The organism is Micromonospora sp. CA-248260 (assembly GCF_050942205.1).
GTDB classification, from domain to species: domain Bacteria; phylum Actinomycetota; class Actinomycetes; order Mycobacteriales; family Micromonosporaceae; genus Micromonospora; species Micromonospora antibiotica.
In genome coordinates this window covers 2398242-2420646 of sequence record NZ_CP192021.1, presented here as the reverse complement: position 1 = coordinate 2420646, position 22405 = coordinate 2398242, and the positions used below count along the sequence as shown (strand labels likewise).

The window sequence follows — 22405 nt, the reverse complement described above, 5'->3', positions numbered from 1 at the left end:
ACTCCCGACGACACCGCAGCACGGGGCCGCCGAGTTCGGTCACGATCGACTACGGGTGGCTCCCCGGACCCGATGGTCCCCCGCTGGTCGTCGACGACGGTCCCGGGCCGGAGACTGGGCGCGGGACCGTCGTCGACGACGTCAGTGCATCGCGGTCAGGGCCGCCGCCTCCTGCTCGGCCCGTTCGTCGCCACTGACCTCGTGCAGCGGCTTCTCCCGGATGAACAGGACCGCGATCAGGGCGAGCAGGGCGATCGGGGCACCGATGAGGAACAACTCCGAGGTGGCGGTGGCGTACGCGTCCCGCACGATCGCCAGGACCGGGGCGGGCAACGCGGACAGGTCGGGCACCTCGGTGGTGCCACCGCCGGTGGCGCCGGCGGCCGGGCCGAGCCGCTCGATCATCAGGCCGGTGACCCGGTTGGCCAGCACCGCGCCCAGGGCGCTGACCCCGATCGCCCCGCCCATGCTGCGGAAGAAGGTCAGCACCGAGGTGGCCGCGCCCAGCTCGTGGGCGGGCACGTCGTTCTGCGCGGCGAGGACCAGGTTCTGCATGAGCATGCCCACGCCGGTGCCGAGCACCGCCATGTAGAGCGAGAGCAGCGGTACGCCGGTGTCGGCGTCGATGGTGCTCAGCAGCAGCATCCCGACGGTCATCACGGCCGCCCCGACCACCAGGTAGACCTTCCACCGGCCGAACCGGGTGATGAGCTGACCGGCGACGGTGGAGGAGACCAGCAGGCCGAGGATCATCGGCAGGCTCATCAGGCCGGCGACGGTAGGCGACTTGCCCAGCGAGGTCTGGAAGTACTGCGACAGGAAGACCGTGCCGCCGAAGAGGGCCACCCCGACCAGCACGCTGGCGACCGTGGTCAACGTGACGGTACGGCTGCGGAAGATGCGCAGCGGGATGATCGGCTCGGGCACCCTCGACTCGACCCAGACCGCCAGGGCCAGCAGCACCAGCCCACCGACGACCATCAGCGCGGTCCAGCCGGAGGCCCAGGCGAACCGGTGCCCGGCCAGCGACGACCAGACCAGCAGGGTGGACACGCCCGCGGTGATCAGCAGGGCGCCCCACCAGTCGATGCGCGCCTTGCGGCGGACCACCGGCAGGTGCAGGGTGCGTTGCAGCAGGACGATCGAGATGAGGCTGAACGGCACGCCGATCAGGAAGCACCACCGCCAGCCCAGCCAGGAGGTGTCGACCATGACGCCGCCGATCAGCGGGCCGGCGATCGTGCCGACGCCGAACACGGCGCCGAAGATGCCGGCGTACCGGCCCAGCTCGCGGGGCGGGATCATGGCGGCCATCACGATCAGCGCCAGGGCGGTCATCCCGCCGGCGCCGACGCCCTGCACGATCCGGCTGGCGAGCAGGGTCTCCACGTTGCGGGCGAGCCCGGCGATCAGCGAGCCGAGCACGAACAGGCCGAGCGACAGCTGGATGAGCAGCTTCTTGCTGTAGAGGTCGGCCATCTTGCCCCACAGCGGCACGGTGGCGGTCATCGCCAGCAGCTCGGTGGTGACGATCCAGGTGTAGACGGTCTGGCTGCCGTGGAGTTCGGCGATGATGCGTGGCAGCGCGTTCGCCACCACCGTCGAGGCGAGGATCGCCACGAACATGCCCACCATCAGGCCGGAGAGTGCCTGGAGGATCTCCCGGCGGGACATCCGGCCGGCACCCGCCCCGGTCGGCGGGATCGGCTCGGCAGTTGCGGTCATGACACGTTTCCTCACGGGGTGCGGTGCACGCCCGGCGCGGTCGCGCCGGGCTGGTCGGTGGTACGGGGGTCGGGCAGCCCGGCGGCGACGGCGGCGAACGCCTCGTCGAGCAGTTCGGCCAGGGAGCGGGACCCGCCGCCGGTGGCCCAGCGGACCATCGCGGTCCGCAACGCGGCTCCGGTGACCGCCACCACCAGGGCGGGATAGCCGTCGTCCGGCGAATGGCCGGTGCGCGCCGCGAGCGCCTCGACCATGGCCTGCTCGGTCGCCGCGTTGCCGGAGACCAGCCGGGCCAGCAGCACCGGGTGCTGCATCACCACCTGCATCCGCAGCAGCCACAACGCGGCGTCACCCTCCACCTCGTCGATCACGCCGGACAGGGCCGACCGGGTCGCCGTCAGCGCCGGCACCTGCGCCGGTACGGTGGCCAGCGCCCGCAGCACCCGTTCCCGGTCCCCCTCGGTGTCGCCGACCAGCGCGTCGTCCTTGGTGGCGAAGTAGTTGAAGAAGGTCCGGGCGGAGACGTCCGCCGCCTCGCTGATCTCCTCGACCGTGACCTGGTCGAGCCCCCGCTCGGCGACCAGGCGCAGCGCGGCGGCGGCCAACGCGGCGCGGGTCTGACGCTTCTTGCGGTCCCGCCGCCCGAGCCCTTCGTCGATGGTCATGTGCTGGAGCCTAGGAACAAAGATGCAGCCACTGCAAACTTGCATGGTGTGACATGAAACTCGGCCGGCCGCAGGTGAGCTTCCCCGTCCGGCGGTCCGGCGGTCGGCCGCATCGGTCGGCTGGCCGACTCGGGAACCCGCCGGGCCGGTGCCGCGACATAGCCTCTACGGCACCACATCACGGCGGACAGGGACCGGAATGCTCCTCGCGAACGACATAGACGACCTGGCCGGCGCCGCCGCCCGGGGCGAGCCGGGTGCCCTCGACGCGCTGCTGACAGCGGTGCGCCCCGAGGTGCTGCGGCTCTGCGGCCGGCTGCTGCCGCACCGGGAGGACGCCGAGGAGGCCTGCCAGGACGCCCTGCTCGCGGTGGCCCGGGGCATCGACCGGTTCGAGGGCCGGTCGTCGTTCCACACCTGGCTCTACCAGCTCACCGCCAACCGGGCCCGCTCCACCTACCGGGCACTGCGTCGACGCTGGCAGGTCGAGGCCGATGGGGTGCCGCTGCCCGACCCACCCGACCCCCGGCGCACCAGCGTGGTCGCCGGCACCCGGCTCGACCTGCTCGACGCGTTGGACGCGGTCCGCCCCGAGGTCGCCGAGGCGCTGACCCTGCGCGACGTGCTCGGCCTGCCCTACCGGGAGATCGCCACCCTGCTCGACGTGCCGGAGGGCACCGTGAAGTCCCGGGTCCACCTGGCCCGCCGGCAGGTCCGGCAACGGCTGACCGGTGAGTGAGCGCCCCTGGCCGGGCCGGCTGCTGATCACCCTGCTGGCGCTCGTACCCGTGACGGCCTGCGGACCGACCCCGGTCGCGCCGCTGCCGGTCCGGTCGGCGACCCCGACGGTCGCCCCCGCGACCCCGACCGCCCCGACCGCCCCGGCCACGGCGGTACCCACCTCGGCCGGCCCGGTCGTCAGCGCCGTCAGCGCGCCGTCGGCCCGGCACACCCCCTCGCCGCCACGCCGGACCCCGACCGCCGGCACCCGCCCGCCGTCGACGAGCCCCCGGCCGCAGGCCTGCCTCGGCCCGGTCCGCTACGACCTGGTGGTCTCCGACACCGAGTTGGCCCTGTTGAAGTCGCTCTGCCTGAGCGTCGGTGGGGTGCTCCGCATCCAGGGGATCGGGCCCGGCGAGGTCGAGGTGGACCGGGAGGACCTGGTCTCCAGCCACTACGAGGCCGGGGTGGTGGACATCCGCTTCGTCCACTCCGGCACGGTGCAGGTGACCATCCCGCAGGGCGGCAAGACATATCCGGTCACGGTGGTGGTGGTCTAACCGTCGGCCGGGCGGACCCGCACCCCGGCCAGCAGCGTGTCGACGAACTCCGGCCCGCCGCCCGGGGGCGGGACGATCTGCGCATAGAGCAGGCCGTCGCGGCCGGCGCGGGCCGCCGCCTCGACCAGCACCGGACGCCCCGCCGGGCAGCTGAACCCGGCGACCACCCACTCCACGCCGCCCCGCCGGGTGCGCCGCACGGGCCCGGCCACGCAGTCGGCGTGCGGGCGTTGCGCGACGAAGTCCGCCGGGGTGGTCTGCCGGGCCAGGCCGGCGGAGAGCCCGACGAAGGCCCCGGGCACCGTCGGGTCGGTCGCCCACCGGCCGGGGTCGGGCGAGACGACCAGCGCCGGTTCGAGCCGCCCCCGCTCGTCGTACCGGCCGGCCCAGCCCGTCCCGGCGGCCCGCCAGCCGGCCGGCAGGGTGACGCTCACCGGGCCGCTGCGACCCCGCCCGGCATCCGGCGCGGGGCGCCCGCGTCGCCGGCGGTCACCCCCACCGCGACGAGCACCAGGGCAGCGGCCCCGACCAGGCGGAGCCGGTGGGCGGCTCCCCGCCGGAACCCCGACGGCCCCGCCACCACCCGATCCGCCCGACCCGCCCGATCCGCATGGTCCGCGCGACCCGCGCGACCCGCGCGGTCGGCGCGGTCGGCGCGGTCACGGTGGAGAGCGCGGCCGGCCCGGCCGGGGCGGGGAGCGTCGTCGGCGGACCCGGTCCCCGGTGGCAGTGCTCCCGCCGGGCCCGGGTCGCCGGGCCGGCGGATGGCTTGGCGCAGCGCCGCCCGGAAGGCGTCCGCGTCGCAGTGACGGTCGGCGGGGCGGGGTGCGGTGGCCCGCCGCAGCACCGCCGCCACCGCACCCCGGCCACGCGCTGGTCGGGGCCGCCGAGCAGCCGCAGGCCGAGCCGGCCCAGCCCGAACACGTCGCTGCGGGTGTCCACCACGGCGAGGGGATCGTCCTGCTCGGGCGCCATGTAGCCGGGGGTGCCGGCGCGGGCGGTCAGCCCGGAGGCGGCGGCGAGCGCCTTGGCCAGCCCCAGATCGGCGATGACCACCCGCTCGCCGTCGGCGGTCGAGGCGAAGAGCACGTTGCCCGGGGTGAGGTCGCGGTGCACCACCCGCTGGCGGTGCAGCACGGCGACCCCGGCGGCGATCTCGTCGAGCAGGGCCAGGGCCACCGGCACCGGCAGCGGTCCGGCGGCCAGCCGGTCCCGCAGACTGCCGCCGTCGGCCAGGGCCAGCACCGCGTACGGTCGGCCGTCGGGCAGTTCACCGACCGCGTGCACCCGCGCCAGCCGGGGGTGGTCGAGTCGCCGCAGCAGCCGGGCCTCGTCCCGGAATCGTTCCCGTACCCGCAGGTCGTGGCTCCAGTTCTCGGCGAGCACCTTGATCGCCACCCGGGAGTCGAGGACCGGGTCGTGGCCGAGCCAGACGGTCGCGAAGGAGCCCGCGCCGAGCAGCCGCTCGATCCGGTAGGAGCCGATCCACGCCGGAGTGCTCATCGCCCCACCCCCACCGCACGGTAACCGGCATCGACCGCTGTCGGCGTCCGGGGCATCCGGGACCTGTCAGGAAAACGACGAACGGAATCCGGCCGGGCGGAGACCAACAGCACGACAGACCCGTACCTGCGAAGGAGTGCCGTCATGCGTCGTCTTCCCACCATCCTGCTCACCGGCGTGCTGGCCGTGGCCGCCGCCGTCGTCCCGGCCGGCCCGGCCGGGGCCGCCGGGCCGGGCCCCGGGGTCCGGCCCGGCGCCACCGTGGCCCTCTCGCCGGACCGCCCGGCCGGCAGCACCGACCTGCTCAGCGTCCGGGGGGCGGGACCGTTCCGGATCGGCGCGTCACTGACCCGGCTCACCTCGGCCGGACTGATCGACTGGACGGCCCTCGACTGCGAGGGCGTGGTCACGGCCGGCGTCACCGGTGAGTGGGCCGGCGTGATCATGGTGGCCTTCCGCAACGGGCGGCTGGTCGAGGTGGGCACCGCCACCGCACCGCCCCGCTCGCCGGCCGGGGCGAGCGTGGGCATGTCCTGGGCCGAACTGGAGCAGATCTACGGTCCGCGGGGCGCGCTGATCCACAACGACGCCGGGGACGCCACGGCCTACCTGGTGCGGTTCGGCAACCGGGTCGAGCTGTTCACCGGGCACCCGATCCGGCCGGGTGTCGGCTACTTCCAGGTCGGGCTGGCGGATCACGTCGAGCGGGCCTTCCGCCAGGGCCACTCCTGCTGACCGCCGGTCCGGGCCGGGGCGTCGGGGGTTCTCCCCGACGCCTCGGTTCGCATGGTGGCATCGCCAACATTGCTGTCGTCCTCGACATTAGTGTGTGTCACACAGTATGGTGTGACACATGATTAGCGAGGAGGTCCTGCGGACCCATCTCCAGGAGCTGCGTCGCGGCACGGTGGTGGTGGCCAGCCTGCTGGCCCTGCGCCAACCCGGCTACGGCTACGCGCTGCTGCAACGCCTCACCCGGCACGGCTTCCCGGTCGACGCCAACACCCTCTATCCCCTGCTCCGACGACTCGAGGAGCAGGGGCTGCTGACCAGCGAGTGGAACACCCAGGAGAGCCGACCGCGCAAGTTCTACCGCACCAGCGCCGACGGGGAGACGGTCCTGGCCCGCCTGCTCGACGACCTCGCCGCCGTACAGACCTCCGTGACCGGGCTGATCGAAGGAGCCGACCGATGAACACCCTGACCGACCGCTACCTCGCGGCGACGCTCCGCTCGGTGCCCGCCGAGCGTCGGGACGAGATCGCCACCGAGTTGCGCGCCTCGATCGAGGACATGATCGAGGACCGGAGCGGCGGCGGCCAGCACACCGCCACCGCCGAGCGGGAGGTGCTCACCGAGCTGGGCAACCCGGACCTGCTGGCCTCCCGGTACGCCGACCGCCGGCTCCAGCTCATCGGCCCGACCTACTACCTCGTCTGGCTCCGGCTGCTCAAACTGCTGCTCAGCTTCATCCCGGCGATCGTCGGCACGGTCGTCGTGGTCGTCGAGGTGGCACAGGGCAACGGCTTCGGCGCCATCGGCCGGGGGATCGTCGTCGCCATGCAGGTGGGCGTGCAGATCACCTTCTGGCTCACCCTGACGTTCGCCCTCATCGAACGCTGCCAGCCGGGCACCACGATGCCCGGCTGGACCGTCGACCAGCTCCCCGACGTACCCACCCACCGGGACGTCTCCCTCGCCGACACCGTCGCCTCGGTGGCCATGCTGGCGCTGACCATCGGATACCTGCCCTTCCAGCACTACCAGTCGTGGGTGCACGACACCGACGGCGGCAACATCCCGATCCTCGACCCGGCGCTGTGGTCGTTCTGGCTGCCGGCGCTGATCGTGGTGCTGGCCGCCAGCATCGGGTTCGAGATCGTCAAGTACCGGACCGGACGCTGGACCTGGCCGCTGTTCGGGGTGAAGGGCCTGCTCGACGTGGCGTTCGCGGTGCCGGTGGCCTGGCTGGCGCTCTCCGACCGGCTGCTCAACCCGGCCCTGGCCGACCGGCTGAGCTGGCTCGCCGACCAGGACAACCGGGACACCCTCGGAGTCGTCATCGCGCTGAGCGCCGCCGGGGTGGTGGTCTGGGGGCTGATCGACAGCGCCGTGAAGACACGCCGCCAGACGCGCTGAAAGAACCAGCACCCGACGGGCCCGGCGTACCCACGCCGGGCCCGTCGCACGGTCCGGGAACCCCCGGCCCGCGCGGGGGCGGGTCAGGTCAACACGGCACGGCAGCCCAGCCGGGCGGCAGCTGCGGCACCGGCCAGGACGGCTCCGGCCGCCAGTGCGCCCAGCCCTCGTCCCACCACCGCTGCCCCGCGTCGAGCAGCGCGGCGATCCGGTCCCCCTCGGCCCGGATCGCCTGTGCCATGCCCGGGTAACGCCCCTCGACGAGGCGCTGGGCGAACAGCTCCACGTCCTTGAAGACGTACCGGTCGGCGTCCGCCGCCCACCACAGGTCCAGCTCGTGGTCGAGGGTGTCCACCCCGATCGGGGTACGCCGCAGCGGGTCCTGGAGGTTGAAGTACCAGCCGGCGAAGGTGCGGTCCGGCCCGGTCCAGAAGACGTCGACCGAGTGCGCCTCGCCCGGGCGGTGCAGCATCAGCTTGCCGTGCCCGGACCACGCGGTGTGCCCCGCCGTCTGCCACGGGTGCCGGCCGCAGGGGAATTCGCCGTGCTCCGGGAAGCCGAACTCGGCACCCGGCGGCAGATAGAGCGCCAACAGGTCGTCGGTGTCCGCCACGCAGATGGTGGGGCAGCCGAGCCAGACCTCACCACGCAGGATCTCCCGCCGGACGACCACGTCGCCCGGCGGGAACCGGTGTGCCGGCACGACCGTCAGGCGTCCACCGCCGCCATCACGTCGTCCGAGACGTCCGACGACAGGGTTTCACAACCACCTTGATCCCTGCTTAACAGGGGTTGGGACGCCTTCTGACCGATCTCTATAGAGAGATCAAGATCAACAGGAGGAACCACCATGAACACCCCTACGAGGAAGGCCGCGCGATGGAACGCCCGTCGCGTAGCTTCCATCATCTGCACGGTCATCGTAAGCCTGGTTGCCGCTGTCGGCAGCTATGACCACATGAGGGAGCTTGCTCTCTCGGCAGGACAATCCCCGTTTCTGGCAACGCTTCTGCCGTTCTCAGTTGACGGAATGATTCTCGTTGCCACTCTGGCACTCGGTGATGGTCGGCACAAGAAAGGATCGGCATGGGCAGCATTCCTCATCGGTGTGCTTGCTTCTCTTGCCGCTAACGTGATCGTTGCCGATGCCGATCTCATCAGCAGGGTCGTATCGGCATGGCCGGCAGTTGCGCTTTTGCTGACTGTGGAAGTGCTCGCCCGTGCCGGTAAGAGCTTGCCGATTGCCGATTCCATTCTGATGCCGATTGCCGATCCGCTGTCACTTGCCGATCCTGTTATCCCTGCTCCGCAGCCTATGCTGATTGCCGATTTCAGCATGCCGATTCCCTGCCCATCGGAACCGGTACAGCCTGCATGGTGGAACCTCGTGCCGGTCGGCGTGAACACCTTGCCGATTGTGCCGAGAAAGCCTGTTGCCGATCGGAACGGCAAGCCACGAATCCGGAAGCACGTTGTGCCGGCACACACGGAGAAGCGTGCCGAATCGGCAAAGCCTGATGTTGCCGAAATCGTTGCTCGTGCCGATGCACTGAAGTCGGAACTCGGCACATGGAAAGCCGTTGCCGATGCACTCGGCATTGCTCCCCGCACGCTTCAGAACTACCGAAACTCCCAGAAGGCGGTTATGGCATGAGACTCCCCTACTGCAAGACTCACGGCAAGATCACGAGCTTCGTTGCTCATGGCACCTGGCACTTCACCCCTGACGGCCCTGCTGAGGGCATGAGGGCAGTGACCTTGGAGTGTGGCTGCCACTACGAGGCGGTACGCGTCGACAGCAACGCACTGAACGGGGCGGAGCCGCTGTACGGCAAGATCTACACGGAGTTTGTCCTCATGACCTACGCCGGAGAAACGATCATCGTGTGGGACAAGGTTGAAACCGCTGAGGGCTACGCCTGACACAACCACAGAGAGAGGGCTGCCCTTCGGGGTGGCCCTCTTTTTGTGTCTTAACGAGGTTCATAGCGCTAACAGCCGATATTAAAGGTGTCGGCAAAGAGATGAGGAGAGCCTGATGATTGAGGCAAGAGCACAAGCGCGACAGCGCATTAGGCAGATCATGGCAGAGGCAGAGAAGCGCCACCAGGAGAAGCCAACGCCCGAACCTACCAACCGTGTGGCGTTCACCAGAGCCAACAAGTCCGTATGGCGAGACAGGAGACTTCACTATGTTCACTGATCAGAGAATCGCAGCAGCGCAGGAAAAGGCTGAGAAGCGTCAGCCAGTGATTGAGGATCTGACACAGCGACTACGCAAAGCAAGGGAGAAGCTATGAGGTGTGTACGATGCCCATTCTGGTTGGCCCGTGATGCTCATGTACTTGTCAGCAACCACGAGGATCACCCTGTGCCCTTGTGTTGGCGGCACTACTACAGGCTTGAGTTGGTTCTTGCAATTTGGGGATGGGACATAATCAGAGAGTTGGGATGAGAAAAGGGAGCCTTCACAAAGAGGGCTCCCTTTCCTTTTTCCGGAGTTATCGCAAGAGCACCCTATTGATGTCTCCGGAAGATGCTGAGGATACGGCACGCCTCACGGTTGCTTCTCGGCAACCCACGTCCCGCGACCGGGGAACGTGAGCACCTGGCCACGCTCCCGCATGAGCTTGACCGCAGCACGCACAGTCCCACGAGACACGCCGTACGTCTGCTGCAAGTGCGCCTCACTCGGGATCGGCGTACGAGGTTTCAGAGTCCCGTCAGCGATCTGCGCGGCCAGGATGTCCGCAAGCTGCACGTAGAACGGGACCGGCGACATCTCATCGATGGTCATGGCCTGAACCTAGGGACGAGACACACGGCACCCTCCGTGCGGTACGTGCTGCACGCTCCAACACGCCCATGTGCGTGCTGTACAGGGCTGTACGAGCAGAACGAGTCGGACTACCCTCGATGACGTCCCGTACACCCCTAGCACCAGGGAGTGACTACACGTGCCACGCAGCAAGTGGTTTCAACGGCCAGATGAGCCCGTCGATGTCGTCGTCCAGGCGTCAGCGCCCGCACCAAGCCCTCAGAAGGCTCCTGAGGCTCCGCAGCGGCCTGCCCCCTCTGTGGGTGACCACCGCCGGAGGTACTGGGAGGAGCGCCAGTGAGCGAGTGGGATGACGCGCCGTTCCTCATCAGCCTGTCATGGGCGCTACTCGACTTCCACAAGCACAGCAGGTGCCACAAGTGCGCGGAGATGGGTTTCTGCCCGATGCAGGAAGCAGCCCGGAACCGAATCAGGATGTGGCGCAGATACCGGGCGATGCTCCGATGAGGGCCGGAACGGTTTTGTACGTGACCAGAGCAGCCAGCATCCAATTCCTACGTCCGATCCGGTTCCGCCTGATTCGAGTCCTGGACGATTGGTACACGTACGACGGATGGGTATGGTTGGACGGCTACCAGTTGAACTCATCAGGTGATGCTGTCTCCCGCAGGAAGATCTTCGTGCAGAAGGATGGTCTGCAATTCTCCGATCCCGCACAGAGCATGGTGAGGAGAAGAGTCAACCGACGCTGAAACACAAAAAGCCCTGTACCTCATCCTTCACGGACGGGTACAGGGCTTTCTGTCTTTTGTGGACACTCAGACCGTATCAACGGAACCGATGACCTTCCTGAGCACTCTCTCAAGCTGCTCATCAGTGATCACGACTGATCCAGCAGGGGTAGCCTTGATCGCTTCTACGTCCGCCTTGATCGCGGCCAGGACGTCACCAAGACTCTTCAGGCTCGGGTGGGTCACTGGCTTTGCGCCTTCAGCGTCATCCTTGCCCACGGCTAGGCGTAGGTACGCCTGTCCGATGGGGAATGCTCCGTGAAGCCTGGTCAGCTCACGATGCACTACGTTGAGCTTGTCTCTGTCTTCCTGTTCAAACATGTCATCAACTCCAATAATGTTCCAGGGCTTGTTGCTGTCCTCGTGAGACTCACGGGTGTTCCAATGAACATGCTTGTCATGTGGGTTCTTTCCTGTGTAGTCACGCCTCACCCATCCGTCGCTGCGGTTGGCAATCTTGCGATTGTGAATCCAATACTGAGAAGACTCATGAGCCTGAAAGACTCTCTTCAACTCCTCAATAGCCGCAGCATCGTTGACTGATCGCAAGTCGACGTCCATATCCCATGCGTCTACAGAGCCGTCCGGATCAGGGTTGTGATCCGAATTTGTGTTCTGGTGCGCCTCATCTCCGACAGTGCCGTCTGAAGTCTTATCCCTGTTCGGATACTTCGTGTTGACAGCAGCTCGGAAGTTGGTCAGCGCCTTGTTTGAATACCAGGCCATCAAGCTTCCTCCGTATTCTTGGCCTGCTGAACCATCACCACAGACTGATTCCTCAGGGCTTCTACTGCTGCTTCAAGAGCGGCAATCCTCTGCCTGAGGTCTGAGTTTTCCTTAGTGCGTTCACTCAGCTCGTTCTTCAGCCAGGCAACGTGTTCCTCTAGCTCAGTGATGATGTTGACGTAGTGATCCTTAGCCAAAGAAAAAGCTGCCGCTTCTGCGGTCAGCCTTGGCATTTCCTTCTGTGCTTGTGCAGCTTTACGGCTGGATAGGTATCCCCACAGTCCCGACAAGGCTGCAACTCCTGCGGAAACCGCAGAGATAACTTCTGGTTCGATCATTGCCTAGCCCCCTTAGTTAGCCTCCGGGGCTTCTCATGTGATTATTTACGATGCGACGTACCATGCAGTGATATAAAGTCCTGCAAGGAGGTTCAGCGCCCCACCGCTTGTCTGATGTGCCACTACTCGCAATTGGTCACCAGCACTGGCAACATACGAGCCAGACAAGGTGATGTGCGTGACGTCACCAGAAACCGCCGGCCGGGAGTCAATTCCCGTGTAGACACCGGTAGTACCGATCTCCATCAAGAATCGCCTCTGACCGGTGGCATTCGATGCGAAACTTCCATAGACCTGGAATCCCCACACACCAGCGATCGGCAGTGTTATCAGCGATCCACCAGGCGTGAACATTGACGAGTTGTCGAAATCGCTCGTATCAAGAGTCACGGCGGTAAGTGTTCCGCTTGTGAGGGAAAGGGTTGTGGTGCGTCTCGCCCGGACGGTACGAATGTTCAGACGAGACGCGGTTAGCTTTTGTCCTGCGGTAATTGCCATGGCAAACTCCTAGAGAGGAACGATTGCCGGCTCGGCAACGTTTACCGCAGCACCGGCAGATTGAGATTTAATGATTCCATTAACTGACCTCGTAACCGTGAAGGTCTGCGGTGACGTGCTACCGGAGATGGCAGTAACCGTCATCAACTCCCCACCAACCAGAATGGACAGTGGGAAGTCAGCAGGATCGGTAGTCCACAAATCGATCGGGTCAGACGCCACAGACAAACTCGTGGCGCTTGAAGACACTCCTGCTGACAGCACAGACGAGTCAGAGTCAACCCGCGTATTGCTGTCAGCTTGCGCCACTGTCCACGCGGAACCAGGCGTTGCGTTCCATGTGATGTCCCACGCGAAAGCGTCAAGACGCATGGTGTACCCCTGAACTACGGCAGTCACAGGGCCAGCAGGAAGCCAGTCAGGCAAACCACTGATTGACACGAGGTCACCAGGACCAAGAGCCGTTACTTGACGCGCTAGCTTCTGACTAGAAGCCCACACAGAGGAAGTGAGATCAACCGACACACGCGGGTAACGCGCCTCATCGATCGTGCCTAGTCGTGTCCGCCAACCCGCCTGGTCGGCCGCCTGGACGTCGGTGAACAGGCTGAGCGTTACCGACTCGTCGTATACCCCGACACCGCTTGGAGGCGTTGAAACTGACAGTGGACCGGTGTCCACCACAACACGAGCTGAGCCGCCTCCCTCCCTGGTGACAGTGACGTCATTACGGATGGCGGAGTCATCTTCAACTGGTTCAAATGGACTTGCGACATGACCAGTGCTGTAGGAGATCCCTAATGGTGTTTGATTGTAGATGCTGTTCCGGTTTCTGTACGCGACCGCCAGATCAGCGCGAGACTCGTACAGGATTCCTCCTCCTACTGCCGCTGCGTCGTCAAGCAGATCTAGGAAGCTCTCATTTTTTTGCCGCCCCAATAGCTGCACATCGTCGGAGTCAGGCACGACATCAGAAGGAACCGCTTCCTCCGTACACAGTCTTTTGATGCGCTCTGCTGGTGCCTCACCCAGATAGCCATTTGAGGCACGAGCGAACTTGTTCTGAACAAGTGGAAGTTCACGCCCTGCCACAGCAACATGAGCGATACACGCGGATAGAGCACTCGGAACAAACCTGATCTGATTCAACGTCCTGACCGCACCTGCATAGGTGATCGCACCCAGAACAATTGAGTAGAAGGTGTCGCTCCCGACAGCGTGCCAGTTGACTACCAAGTCGACGTTCCCGCCGTTCTGCTTGGCGTACACCTGGAAAGCTACCCACTTGGTAGGGGGCGCTTCACCTCCGTGCGTGGTCGCCTGAGAGACCACAGTCGCTCCGGCAGCATCAGTTCCGATCCACTCATAAGTCGTGCTGGAGATGTTGAAAGTCCAGTCCGTCACACGTCCCGTGGAACTCATCCGCATGAACGTAGTGTTAGAGGCTGGCAGGGAATCCAGCTTGAGATAGAAAATGACACACCACGCAGTGCTGCTGCTGTTCGGCCTGTTCGTCAAAGTCATGGCGGATGTTGCCGAACCCAACTTCGCTACCGTAGCCGCACCAGGCAGAGAATCCTCCGCCGAATAAGTGACATCGATAGCTGACCCTCTAGGCGCACCAGAGACAGCGCTTGACGGATACTCGCTGTCGCTTCCATCCTCAAGAGGCCAATACGCACTAGGTGAATACTGACTCAAGTTTCGGTAGATGGGAGAACGTAGAGCCTTCTTGCCCTGCCCTAGTCGACGCAGCACTCCGGACGCATCCACCGGCACCCATTGGTCCTTACCCGATACATCCCAACGGGAAGGCCACTCAGAGATCTCACCGAAGAACAGAGGCAGCGTGACTTTGTAGTTGTCGAATGACAGGGCCGGAACAGGGCTGTTCGTGTTTCCACCTACCAGCCAAGCTCGAATACCTACCAGCCCTGCTGTCCGGATCGAATCGTCGGATACGGAGAACTGCCAGTCTTTCGGCTCAAGCTGATCTGAACGCCACGCCTTGATGCTGAGCTTCGTACCCACGCAGGATGCTCGTACCCTCATGACAGTGCCAGCCGAGTAAGTCACACCAGTGATAGGCCGCAGGGTGCCTAGCTCCGTATCGACACCACCGACTGTGCGGGAGATCTTCAGCGCCATCACACCAGCAACATCGAACTCCGCACGCAGCCAGTAGAAATTACTTCCGTCGACATACCGAGCTAGTAGACCAGCCACCATTGAGGCACCGGTCATGACCGCAGGAATGGTGAACTCAATGAACTGGTCAGAGTCGACGGTATGGCTGTTCAGCAGCACTCCGATACGAGTCGATGCCGCATTAGGGAAACTGATGACACCCTTGCCGCCGGCTACGGACCAGTCCGCACCTACCGCCACCGACCACACAAGGCCACTGTCAGAGGTGCCCAGACCTCCGGAGACGGTACGGGTAAACGTGTCTGACCACAGAGGCGTACTCAGCCGGAAAGGCGTGTTACGGCCAATCAGACCGAAGTAGGGACTACGAGGGTTACGAGGGCTGTACTTGCCTGACCTGTTGTCCAGGCGCATGGAGCAGCTACTAGCTTGAGTCTGCTGGCCTTCAGAGGTACGACCACCATTGATCGTGATTCCTCCACCAGCAGACTCAAGCCGCATGTCTGACGTGATGTTCGTCCAGCCCAGAGAGCCGATGTATAGCTCTCCTACCGGAGACAGCGCATCCTGAGGGAAAGCCATATTGATCAACTCCCAAAAGCGATCTGGACGTCTCCACGCCCCTTGACCCTTACGTATTTGCGGATAAGTTGAATAAGGAGATCATCTAGCGGATCTCCACCAGAACTGAATTCGAGAACAACTGTGCCACCCCCACCGTTACCACCAGAGGAGCGGGATAGCGGAGTCACCTGAGCGCCACGGTTGAGATTCAGCAACTCAGGGCCGTTCTCACCAACCACCGCCATACCGGAATTGGTGATCGTTCCACCCTTAGCCAGGAATGGGATACTCGGCAGGTGTGGGAAGTTCACGCCCGGAATCTTGTTCGCCTTACTGATGACGCTTCCGTTGATGAATCCGACCGCATTGTTGATCAATCGGATTATCGAGTTAATAGAGCCCTTCACTGTACCTACTGCCGAACTGAAGGCTCCTGACACATATCCGCCGATCGCTCCGAAGATTGACTTGAAGACGCTTCCCACCTTCTTTACAACACCCATTACCTTGTCGAAGTTAGAACGGATACCGTTAACCGCAGGGCCAATAGCGTTCTTCCATAGCCAACTCGCTACGCCACCAATACCATGCATGACGGTAGAGATTCCATGACCCACAGGGACTAGCGCGTTCTGCCATAGCCAGTTCGCCGCTGCGGCAATTCCGTTGAAGGCTGGCTTTACCGCATTGTTCCAAAGCCACAGAGCCGCAGCGCCGATAGTGTTCCTGAACAGGAACCACCACAGTGCAGCGAATGAAGTCACGATCTGAACCACAAAGCCGATAGCAGCGCTGATTCCGTTAAAGACTGGTCGGAGAACACCATTCCACAACCACATAGCGCCAGCAGAGATTGCCTGCCAAGCGCTAACAAAGAAACCTGCGAATGGTCCGGCGAACCAGGCACCAACACCCTTAAGGAATCCCCACACAGCTTGCCAAATACTCTGGAACCATGTGGTTTTTGTAGCGATCAAAACAATGACACCAATAAGCAGCATCACTCCGAGAATGATCGCACCTACAGGGTTAAGCGACATTGCGACATTCAGCGCTGTCTGCACAACAGTCCACACCTTAGTGATGGCTACTACCGTTCCGATGATAGCGACGATAGGACCAAGGACCATTGCCATTGTCTTAACGACAGAGTTGTGCTTCTCAATCCAGATAACAGCCTTGCCAAGAACATCGACCAAGCCCATCTGCACTTTCCGCTTGAACTGATCGACCTTTGCGCCGGTACTGTTCTGAAGCGTGTCTCCTGCCCTCTGTGCGGCACCGGAGACATCTCCAAGAGACTTGGACGCGGTAGAGAGATCCATCTTCAAAACGGCGTCTCTCATGTCTTCCCACTTGGTACCAAGCAACCCGACACCAGCAGCGTTCTGCTTCACAGGGTCTTTGATCTTTCTCAGACCATCAAAGATCTGATCCATTCCCTTTGCAGCGGACGGACCACCCTTAGCAATCTTCTTGATCATGCTGTCTGCATCTAGCCCTAGCAGTTTGTAGGCTGCCCTAGCTCCCTTAGAGCCATCGATAGCCCGAATACCAAGCTCCTTCAGAGCGTCCGCAGCCTGGTCAGCATTGCGGGCACCACCCTTAATAGCCTGGTTCAACAGACCCATAGCCTGAGTACCGTTGAGGCCAAGAGAACGGAACAGGGTGGGATATTCCTCGAACGTGTCCAGGAGGTCCCCAGCCTTGTTGACACCCTGCTGTGTACCTCTGGCGAGGATGTCAAAGGCTTCCTCAGCGCTCTTAGCCATACCAGTACGGAGCATTGTCGACACGGTCGCAGAAACTCTGTCTGACTCCTCCACCATGACTGTTCCCAGAGTCAAGACCTTTGCCGACACAGCCTCAATAGCTGCGTCACTCGCATCATCAGGGACTAGCGCGTTCTGCCATACACCCTTGATAGCTGCGCTGGCAGTCTCTACAGAATCACCAAAGCCCTTGGCGTACAGGTTCCCTGAGATCTTTCCGAACTCAGCAGCCGTCTGCGCGTCTCCACCAATCTGCGCCGCTAGAAGAGCATCAGACTTGGACTTGTCCATTGTCGCTGCAAGTCCGGTAGCCAGGCCGGCTGCCAGTACGGCACCAATAGCCGCACCAGCAACCGCAGCCTTACCCTTAATAGAGTCAAACGTCTTGGACGCCTTGTCCTTTGCGAGGATGTTGAATACCACGCTTGTATCTGCCATAGCAATTACCCCCGCTCAGACTCCTTGGCCTGCTTACGCATGTGGTCGATGACCGCACACATTTGTTCGATTTCGTCCATGGTTAATTCACCCCACATGTATGGGGGAATGTGAAGTTCCGCAGCAGCGTCAGGCCAATACTTCTGCTTCAGTTCTTCGAGGAAGCTTTTCCCAAGCCGTCCGGAGCATCAGCGATTTGAGCGTCTAGAGCGGCCAAAGTCGACTCACGCTCTTCCTCAGCCAATCCACCAGCCGTAGCGACCTGAGCACGAATTCCTTCAAGCTCAGACTTCGTGAACTCAAGCTCAAGCTCACTGTCATAGAAGTCAGGCATATCCTCAAAGCGCAGCGTGTGATGGTCCCTGCGCAGGCAATGCCAGAGCATGACCCTACGAGCCCTCACATCACCCTTGAGGACACCAACCTTGAACTCATCCCAGGTGCCACCAAAGCGCTTCTGTAGGATCTCCGCTTCGCTAGCCTTGATCCGGCCGGTGGAAAACTCCCACTCCTGAGCCGCATCGCCTTCCGGCGTGTATGTAACGATCATCTTGTGTTCCTCGCTATTCTTCGTGCAGTCTTCTCCATGGCCTCTAGAACGGCCTTGCGGTACTTCGCTGCATTGCTCTTGAGTGCCCGGTCGAAATAACCTGGCTGACCTTCCTGCTGAACCCACACGTCCCGGCCGAATACCTTGTGTCGCCACCCGTTAGCCCGGTTGAGCCTCTTAGGGGCGTTAGCGAATCCACGAACACCAGGCGTGCGCTTGATACGCAGACGCGCACCGGTAGAGCGCCCACTGAGACGAGCCTCAGCCTTCAAACCCTTCAGCACAGTCGTACGCAGAGGTGGGCCATCAACAGGTAATCCACCTGACTGCATCGACATCAGAGAAGAGCGAACCTCGGCCTTTGCAGGCTCTAGCGCCTGGCGCATTTCCCTAGCCAGATCTCGACGCAGCTTCTTACCGTCCGCTTCCTGCTTGAGCGCCTTGCCTAGAGCCTGCAATGCCTTCTGATCTGTTGATAGCTCAATCATGGCTATCAGCTCGTTGCGCGAGTCACAGCGCCAGACGTCGAGTAGGAAACCTTGACCTCAGCCACGTCACCAACGCCACCCGAGATAGGTGTCCACTCCTTCACCATGACAACACCTGTGTACTTCGGATTCGATGTGCCGACAGCAGCGCCCGATAGTCGAACCTCAAAGGTCACGTTTGTTCCGAGCAATGCCCACATAATCGAGTCAAGAGCAGATGCCGCAACATCCTGCTTAAGCTCAATCGCTAGAGTGCCCGACTTGAGCCCGCCAAGGACTTCCTTCCATCCGCCAGAGGCGTACGTAGTGACTTCCTTCTCGTCAACTTCTGTGCTCAGCTCAATGCTGTTCGCGTACGCGGAAAGGTCAGTGCCGTTGAGAGCCACGTACGATGAAGTTAGAACCATCTTTGCCATTAGAAACTCCAAAAGGTAATAAGAAACCCATCACCCGCAATGAGTGATGGGTTAGAGAGAACAGAGATTTAGGCGACGCCTACCGACACCATGAACAGGAAGCTCGGAGTCGTGCCGGAGATTGTGTAACTGACCCTGTAATAGGTGTCAGTGTTCGTATTAGCCGATCGGAGGATCTGGCTGCCCACTGCGGTAGCCGCAGCGAAGCTCAGTCGTGTAGCCGGCGACGGGAAGCCCACAGCGTCATCAGACTCGACAACCACAGTCAGGCTCGGTGAGCCAGTGCCAGCCACAGACAGGACATGCAGAGCGGCGTAGAGCTGCTTGCCGGCAGGCACCGCAACGTGCAGCACGCCTGGTGCACTTCCTGTAGCCGTACGAGGGGTTCCAGGGCTGTGCAGGGACACTCCCCGCACCAGCGGCCATGTACCCGACGCCTCAGCTTTCCAGGGAGCGACGTCACCAACCTTGCCGCCAACCTCGTAGGAGGTACGTAGGCCGTTGGTGAAGTAGGCGAGGTTGCCAGAGCTTGCAGCGGTAGGACAGATGGTCCACGCGCCTACGGCACCCAGCCCAGACCATGACTCGTTGTCGACCTTGGAAGGGTCACCAGCTTCCCACTGGCCTTCACCAGAGATCTTGGTGGAGGCAAGTCCACCAAGGACTTCCTTCCAGGCTGGCTGACCCTCTACAGGGTTGAAGGCCGTGACTTCCTTTTCCTCCACCTCACTGGACACCTCGACCTTGTTAGAGACTCCTGTCAGGTCAGCAGCGCCAGCGAATATGCGGGTATTGTGCATCACAAACTTTGCCACGGTCAGTCACCTTCATTCTTTCCTAAAACCTCAATCACGATCTCAGCCCCGAAGTATTTCTCCGTCTCGCCGAACGTGTATTTCCGATATCCCTGAATACGGGTGATAGTGAAGGCATCAGCAGCACCGTTAAGCGCGTAGTCCCCTGGCTCACCTTTAGCCGCATTGAGAGCAGCCCTGACGGAACGGGAACCAGTGCGAGACAACAACTCGTCTAGGAGCTTCTGACCAAACTCGTCATCTGCTGCCGAGACAAGGACATGACATGTGATGGTTGCCTTGTCGTATCCACCGAACGACTGGTTAACCTCAAGCTCGACCTCTGTAGGGACGAAGCAGGGAACCGTAATCGAGTCAGGCGCATAGCCGTAGCCGATGAAGCCGGGAATGACAGCAACAGCGTTCGCTAGCTCCTGTCGTACCTCTGAAATGTTCATGGCAGATCACCCAAACCCGGGAGCCATGAAAGGCCAAATCAGCGCCTCAACATCAGGGTCAACCTTGCCGAGACGAATCACTCCCCACTCGGAATTTCCAGCAACACCCTGAGCGGAGTCCTTACGCATGAACAGGCGATTAGCCTGAATCAGCGTGGCTCTCTCAATCTCAGGAGGCACAGCGGGGAATCCCCACTCAGCGGTAATCCTGACTCGCGCTCTATCCGGCCAGGTGCCAGACGTTCCTAGCCTGCTGATCGGTAGTCCTCTAGCTAAAGCGTTGTCAGGGCCAGTCTCGTATCCGGTCACAGTCGACCAGGAAGAGCCTGAGCCTGTCTCCACGACCAAGCCGTCAAGGCTGCCGATGTCGTCCACCAGGAGCCACGCATAATCCCTGTCGGAGTAGGTGCGGCTGATGGTGGAGAAGGTTCTAGCAGTGGCAGTATCAGCCAGAGCGAATCCGCCTGGTGTCTTACTGCACAGCCGGTCGATTTGACGGGAGGCAGCCAGCAGAGCTGCTGTCAAACTCTCATCCCGTGAAGTCTCATTATCAGGGATGGTGCGAGATTCCTTGAACAGCTCAAGACTCGCGTACAAAGTGGAAGACATCACTGACCACCTCCCCTCTCATCAAGTTGTCTGCTTACGTGGCGCATTAGCTGTCTGCTTGCGCGGATTAGTGCTGGTGCGGCCCTCAGGCTTACCGTTCTTAGCGGTCAGGTGGGCGCGAATAGCGTTGTCGACTTCCTTGACACGCTCGGTCAGGCCATGAACCTCATAACCCCTACGCTCTTCCTGCAGAGCCTCAAGCCATGAATCAGTTTTGTCGTTGGACATAATTTCTCCTAGGAATAGCAGTGGGCGGCCCATCGAATGACAGACCGCCCACTAGAGAGGGATCATCAGGCAAAGGTCGGAGTTACCAGACCGGTTCCGCCGATCTTGGCTACACCGTTGGTGTAACGACGGAAGCTGTAGGCGAAGTAGCCATACATAACCAGAAGAACACCAAGGTTTGCCGCAGCAGCCTGCTCAGCGCGGATGAATACCGGCGCGTTCGGGTCTTCCCACAGGTGGCACTCATCAGCCGCAACAACGTAGATCTCATCTTCGTTGGTTCCGGTTCCGAGGTTCTTAACGATGTTGTTGTCAACAATGACCGCCAGGCCGTTAGGCAGGTAGCCACGAATACCAGCGTTGTAACCAACACCAGTGTTGACACCAGCAGACTGAGTAGGAATTCCTGGCTGAGTGAACATAGGCCACGTGCTAGTCATCTGGCTCTGTAGCCAGTTCCAGCGACGAGAGTGCATGATCACGTGAGAAGGGGTTGCCTGTCCCAACAGAGCATCCTCAATGTTTGCGCTAGCGTTCAGAAACTTCGGGTACAGCTCAGCAGCCGTAGGAGAGGGATCGGTGTAAGCAACAGACTGAGCAACCGCAGACAGACCAGTAGTCGCCTGGTTAAGGAGAGTGTTGTCAAGAGTAGTTGCATACGAGCGGAACAGGTCGCTCATCACGATCTCTTCCACACCAGTACCACGCTCGATTGCCTGACGAGAAAGAGTCTGCTGACCAGAAGCGGTCTGCACATTCTCAGTCAGAAGAGTGTCGTCCATGTTCGTTTCCGACACAGCCGAATTCTCAGACGACTGAAGAGCCACAGACGAACCAGTAGTGACACGGCTGATGTTCACAGTCATACCGCTAGCCGGAAGGTCATGCTTGTTGCAGATGTCCGCGAATGGACGCATAGCCTTGACGTTCGGGGCGTACATCTCAGTTAGGTACTGAGGAACAACCAGGCCAGAGAAGGCACCAGTTCCAGCCGCACGCTCTAGGTACTGGCCGCGCTCTACACGCTCTTCTGCCATGTGACGGTTAAGCCTGTGCTCAGCGTCAAGGTCCCTAAAGAGGAACGAACGAGCCACGTCACGAGCGAACTGGGAACCCTTGCGATCAGTTTCCCTGCTATAGGTACGCGCCTCAGCGCCTACACGGGCAACCTGGTCATAGGCAGGCTTGCTGGCACCAGTACCGGCACGCTCAGCGTAAGCCTTCTCATTCGCGTCCTGGTCAGCCGCAGCGGCACGGGCAGTCTCAAGCTTGAACTTGATGCCGTCGATGTCCTTCTTAGCCTGGTCACGCTTGGCCTCAAGCTCCTTGACCTGACGATCCTCATCAGGAGTGAAGTTCGAACGTGCCTCAGACTTTGCCTTGTCGATAATGTGCAGAACTTCTGCATTTGCGCGCTCTCTGTCGCGCTCAGCCATCTTAAGCTCAACCTCAAGTGACTGGATAAGTTCAGTTACAGTAGCCATTTCATTTCTCTT

General features: G+C 62.3%; 28 protein-coding genes. 9 read left to right on the top strand and 19 right to left on the bottom strand.

The features are described from left to right. Positions 1 to 141 precede the first annotated feature (141 nt). Positions 142 to 1725 (bottom strand): MDR family MFS transporter, encoded by a 1584-nt coding sequence (locus ACQP2H_RS10650; protein ID WP_255597956.1) that lies wholly within the window; start codon positions 1723 to 1725, stop codon positions 142 to 144. An 11-nt stretch (positions 1726 to 1736) separates the two neighbouring features. After that, positions 1737 to 2390: a TetR family transcriptional regulator gene (locus ACQP2H_RS10645; RefSeq protein WP_219469605.1), complete on the bottom strand. Its 654-nt coding sequence runs from the start codon at positions 2388 to 2390 to the stop codon at positions 1737 to 1739. Between the two features lie 199 nt (positions 2391 to 2589). Here ACQP2H_RS10645 and ACQP2H_RS10640 point away from each other — a divergent pair, with 199 nt between their 5' ends. Together ACQP2H_RS10640 and ACQP2H_RS10635 are read left to right on the top strand one after the other, a co-directional pair. Beyond that, entirely contained in the window at positions 2590 to 3129 is a 540-nt protein-coding gene (locus tag ACQP2H_RS10640; protein WP_208569443.1) for an RNA polymerase sigma factor, read from the top strand. Continuing rightward, positions 3122 to 3670 carry a hypothetical protein gene (locus ACQP2H_RS10635; protein WP_219469602.1) on the top strand — a complete coding sequence of 183 codons (549 nt, stop codon included), beginning with the start codon at positions 3122 to 3124 and terminating at the stop codon, positions 3668 to 3670. Before ACQP2H_RS10640 ends, ACQP2H_RS10635 begins: the two co-directional genes overlap by 8 nt. On the opposite strand, the gene ACQP2H_RS10630 is transcribed toward ACQP2H_RS10635, so the two are convergent. Then, positions 3667 to 4104 carry a hypothetical protein gene (locus ACQP2H_RS10630; RefSeq protein WP_433232440.1) on the bottom strand — a complete coding sequence of 146 codons (438 nt, stop codon included), beginning with the start codon at positions 4102 to 4104 and terminating at the stop codon, positions 3667 to 3669. The two genes, ACQP2H_RS10635 and ACQP2H_RS10630, sit on opposite strands and share 4 nt — an antisense overlap. A gap of 55 nt (positions 4105 to 4159) precedes the next feature. Continuing rightward, a complete protein-coding gene (locus ACQP2H_RS10625) occupies positions 4160 to 5173 on the bottom strand; it encodes a protein kinase domain-containing protein (RefSeq protein ID WP_433232438.1) in 1014 nt (337 codons plus the stop codon). Between the two features lie 144 nt (positions 5174 to 5317). On the opposite strand from ACQP2H_RS10625, the gene ACQP2H_RS10620 reads away from it, so the two are divergent. The 3 genes from ACQP2H_RS10620 (at position 5318) to ACQP2H_RS10610 (ending at position 7312) form a co-directional block, all read left to right on the top strand. Then, complete coding sequence (locus ACQP2H_RS10620) at positions 5318 to 5908, top strand: hypothetical protein (RefSeq protein ID WP_357535884.1); 591 nt, start codon at positions 5318 to 5320, stop codon at positions 5906 to 5908. A 118-nt stretch (positions 5909 to 6026) separates the two neighbouring features. Beyond that, complete coding sequence (locus ACQP2H_RS10615) at positions 6027 to 6368, top strand: PadR family transcriptional regulator (RefSeq protein ID WP_219469601.1); 342 nt, start codon at positions 6027 to 6029, stop codon at positions 6366 to 6368. After that, a complete protein-coding gene (locus ACQP2H_RS10610; protein WP_219469598.1) occupies positions 6365 to 7312 on the top strand; it encodes a permease prefix domain 1-containing protein in 948 nt (315 codons plus the stop codon). The genes ACQP2H_RS10615 and ACQP2H_RS10610 overlap by 4 nt, the downstream gene beginning before the upstream one ends. Before the next feature lie 88 nt (positions 7313 to 7400). On the opposite strand, the gene ACQP2H_RS10605 is transcribed toward ACQP2H_RS10610, so the two are convergent. Next, positions 7401 to 8015 (bottom strand): DUF402 domain-containing protein, encoded by a 615-nt coding sequence (locus tag ACQP2H_RS10605; protein ID WP_433232433.1) that lies wholly within the window; start codon positions 8013 to 8015, stop codon positions 7401 to 7403. Between the two features lie 147 nt (positions 8016 to 8162). Between ACQP2H_RS10605 and ACQP2H_RS10600 the strand changes: the two genes are divergently transcribed. Both ACQP2H_RS10600 and ACQP2H_RS10595 read left to right on the top strand, forming a co-directional pair. Next, on the top strand, positions 8163 to 8966 hold the full coding sequence (locus tag ACQP2H_RS10600) for a DUF2637 domain-containing protein (RefSeq protein WP_433232431.1): 804 nt from the start codon (positions 8163 to 8165) through the stop codon (positions 8964 to 8966). Next, positions 8963 to 9235, top strand: coding sequence for a hypothetical protein (locus ACQP2H_RS10595; protein WP_433232428.1), 273 nt, complete (start codon positions 8963 to 8965; stop codon positions 9233 to 9235). The genes ACQP2H_RS10600 and ACQP2H_RS10595 overlap by 4 nt, the downstream gene beginning before the upstream one ends. 634 nt (positions 9236 to 9869) lie before the next feature. On the opposite strand, the gene ACQP2H_RS10590 is transcribed toward ACQP2H_RS10595, so the two are convergent. Continuing rightward, the gene (locus ACQP2H_RS10590) at positions 9870 to 10109 is read right to left on the bottom strand and encodes a GntR family transcriptional regulator (RefSeq protein WP_433232425.1); all 240 of its coding nucleotides are present in this window, start codon (positions 10107 to 10109) and stop codon (positions 9870 to 9872) included. A gap of 318 nt (positions 10110 to 10427) precedes the next feature. Between ACQP2H_RS10590 and ACQP2H_RS10585 the strand changes: the two genes are divergently transcribed. Both ACQP2H_RS10585 and ACQP2H_RS10580 read left to right on the top strand, forming a co-directional pair. Further along, positions 10428 to 10598, top strand: coding sequence for a hypothetical protein (locus ACQP2H_RS10585; RefSeq protein WP_433233787.1), 171 nt, complete (start codon positions 10428 to 10430; stop codon positions 10596 to 10598). Then, positions 10595 to 10843 (top strand): hypothetical protein, encoded by a 249-nt coding sequence (locus tag ACQP2H_RS10580; RefSeq protein ID WP_433233514.1) that lies wholly within the window; start codon positions 10595 to 10597, stop codon positions 10841 to 10843. The genes ACQP2H_RS10585 and ACQP2H_RS10580 overlap by 4 nt, the downstream gene beginning before the upstream one ends. Positions 10844 to 10909: 66 nt before the next feature. On the opposite strand, the gene ACQP2H_RS10575 is transcribed toward ACQP2H_RS10580, so the two are convergent. From ACQP2H_RS10575 to ACQP2H_RS10515, 13 genes are all read right to left on the bottom strand, one after another. Next, entirely contained in the window at positions 10910 to 11608 is a 699-nt protein-coding gene (locus ACQP2H_RS10575; protein ID WP_433232423.1) for a hypothetical protein, read from the bottom strand. After that, a complete protein-coding gene (locus ACQP2H_RS10570) occupies positions 11608 to 11946 on the bottom strand; it encodes a hypothetical protein (RefSeq protein ID WP_433232420.1) in 339 nt (112 codons plus the stop codon). The genes ACQP2H_RS10575 and ACQP2H_RS10570 overlap by 1 nt, the downstream gene beginning before the upstream one ends. Before the next feature lie 45 nt (positions 11947 to 11991). Next, positions 11992 to 12444: a hypothetical protein gene (locus tag ACQP2H_RS10565; protein WP_433232418.1), complete on the bottom strand. Its 453-nt coding sequence runs from the start codon at positions 12442 to 12444 to the stop codon at positions 11992 to 11994. A gap of 9 nt (positions 12445 to 12453) precedes the next feature. Then, complete coding sequence (locus ACQP2H_RS10560) at positions 12454 to 14841, bottom strand: hypothetical protein (protein ID WP_433232415.1); 2388 nt, start codon at positions 14839 to 14841, stop codon at positions 12454 to 12456. Between the two features lie 338 nt (positions 14842 to 15179). Next, positions 15180 to 17351: a phage tail tape measure protein gene (locus ACQP2H_RS10555; protein ID WP_433232412.1), complete on the bottom strand. Its 2172-nt coding sequence runs from the start codon at positions 17349 to 17351 to the stop codon at positions 15180 to 15182. A 163-nt stretch (positions 17352 to 17514) separates the two neighbouring features. Next, entirely contained in the window at positions 17515 to 17916 is a 402-nt protein-coding gene (locus tag ACQP2H_RS10550) for a hypothetical protein (protein WP_433232410.1), read from the bottom strand. After that, the gene (locus ACQP2H_RS10545) at positions 17913 to 18404 is read right to left on the bottom strand and encodes a hypothetical protein (RefSeq protein ID WP_433232407.1); all 492 of its coding nucleotides are present in this window, start codon (positions 18402 to 18404) and stop codon (positions 17913 to 17915) included. Before ACQP2H_RS10545 ends, ACQP2H_RS10550 begins: the two co-directional genes overlap by 4 nt. A gap of 5 nt (positions 18405 to 18409) precedes the next feature. Continuing rightward, the gene (locus ACQP2H_RS10540) at positions 18410 to 18790 is read right to left on the bottom strand and encodes a phage tail tube protein (RefSeq protein ID WP_433232405.1); all 381 of its coding nucleotides are present in this window, start codon (positions 18788 to 18790) and stop codon (positions 18410 to 18412) included. A 98-nt stretch (positions 18791 to 18888) separates the two neighbouring features. Beyond that, entirely contained in the window at positions 18889 to 19635 is a 747-nt protein-coding gene (locus tag ACQP2H_RS10535) for a hypothetical protein (protein ID WP_433232402.1), read from the bottom strand. Between the two features lie 2 nt (positions 19636 to 19637). Further along, on the bottom strand, positions 19638 to 20072 hold the full coding sequence (locus tag ACQP2H_RS10530; RefSeq protein ID WP_433232400.1) for a hypothetical protein: 435 nt from the start codon (positions 20070 to 20072) through the stop codon (positions 19638 to 19640). A 6-nt stretch (positions 20073 to 20078) separates the two neighbouring features. Continuing rightward, positions 20079 to 20681: a head-tail connector protein gene (locus ACQP2H_RS10525; protein ID WP_433232397.1), complete on the bottom strand. Its 603-nt coding sequence runs from the start codon at positions 20679 to 20681 to the stop codon at positions 20079 to 20081. 21 nt (positions 20682 to 20702) lie between these two features. After that, on the bottom strand, positions 20703 to 20909 hold the full coding sequence (locus tag ACQP2H_RS10520; protein ID WP_433232394.1) for a hypothetical protein: 207 nt from the start codon (positions 20907 to 20909) through the stop codon (positions 20703 to 20705). Positions 20910 to 20974: 65 nt separating this feature from the next. Next, a complete protein-coding gene (locus ACQP2H_RS10515; RefSeq protein WP_433232392.1) occupies positions 20975 to 22345 on the bottom strand; it encodes a hypothetical protein in 1371 nt (456 codons plus the stop codon). Positions 22346 to 22405 lie beyond the last annotated feature (60 nt).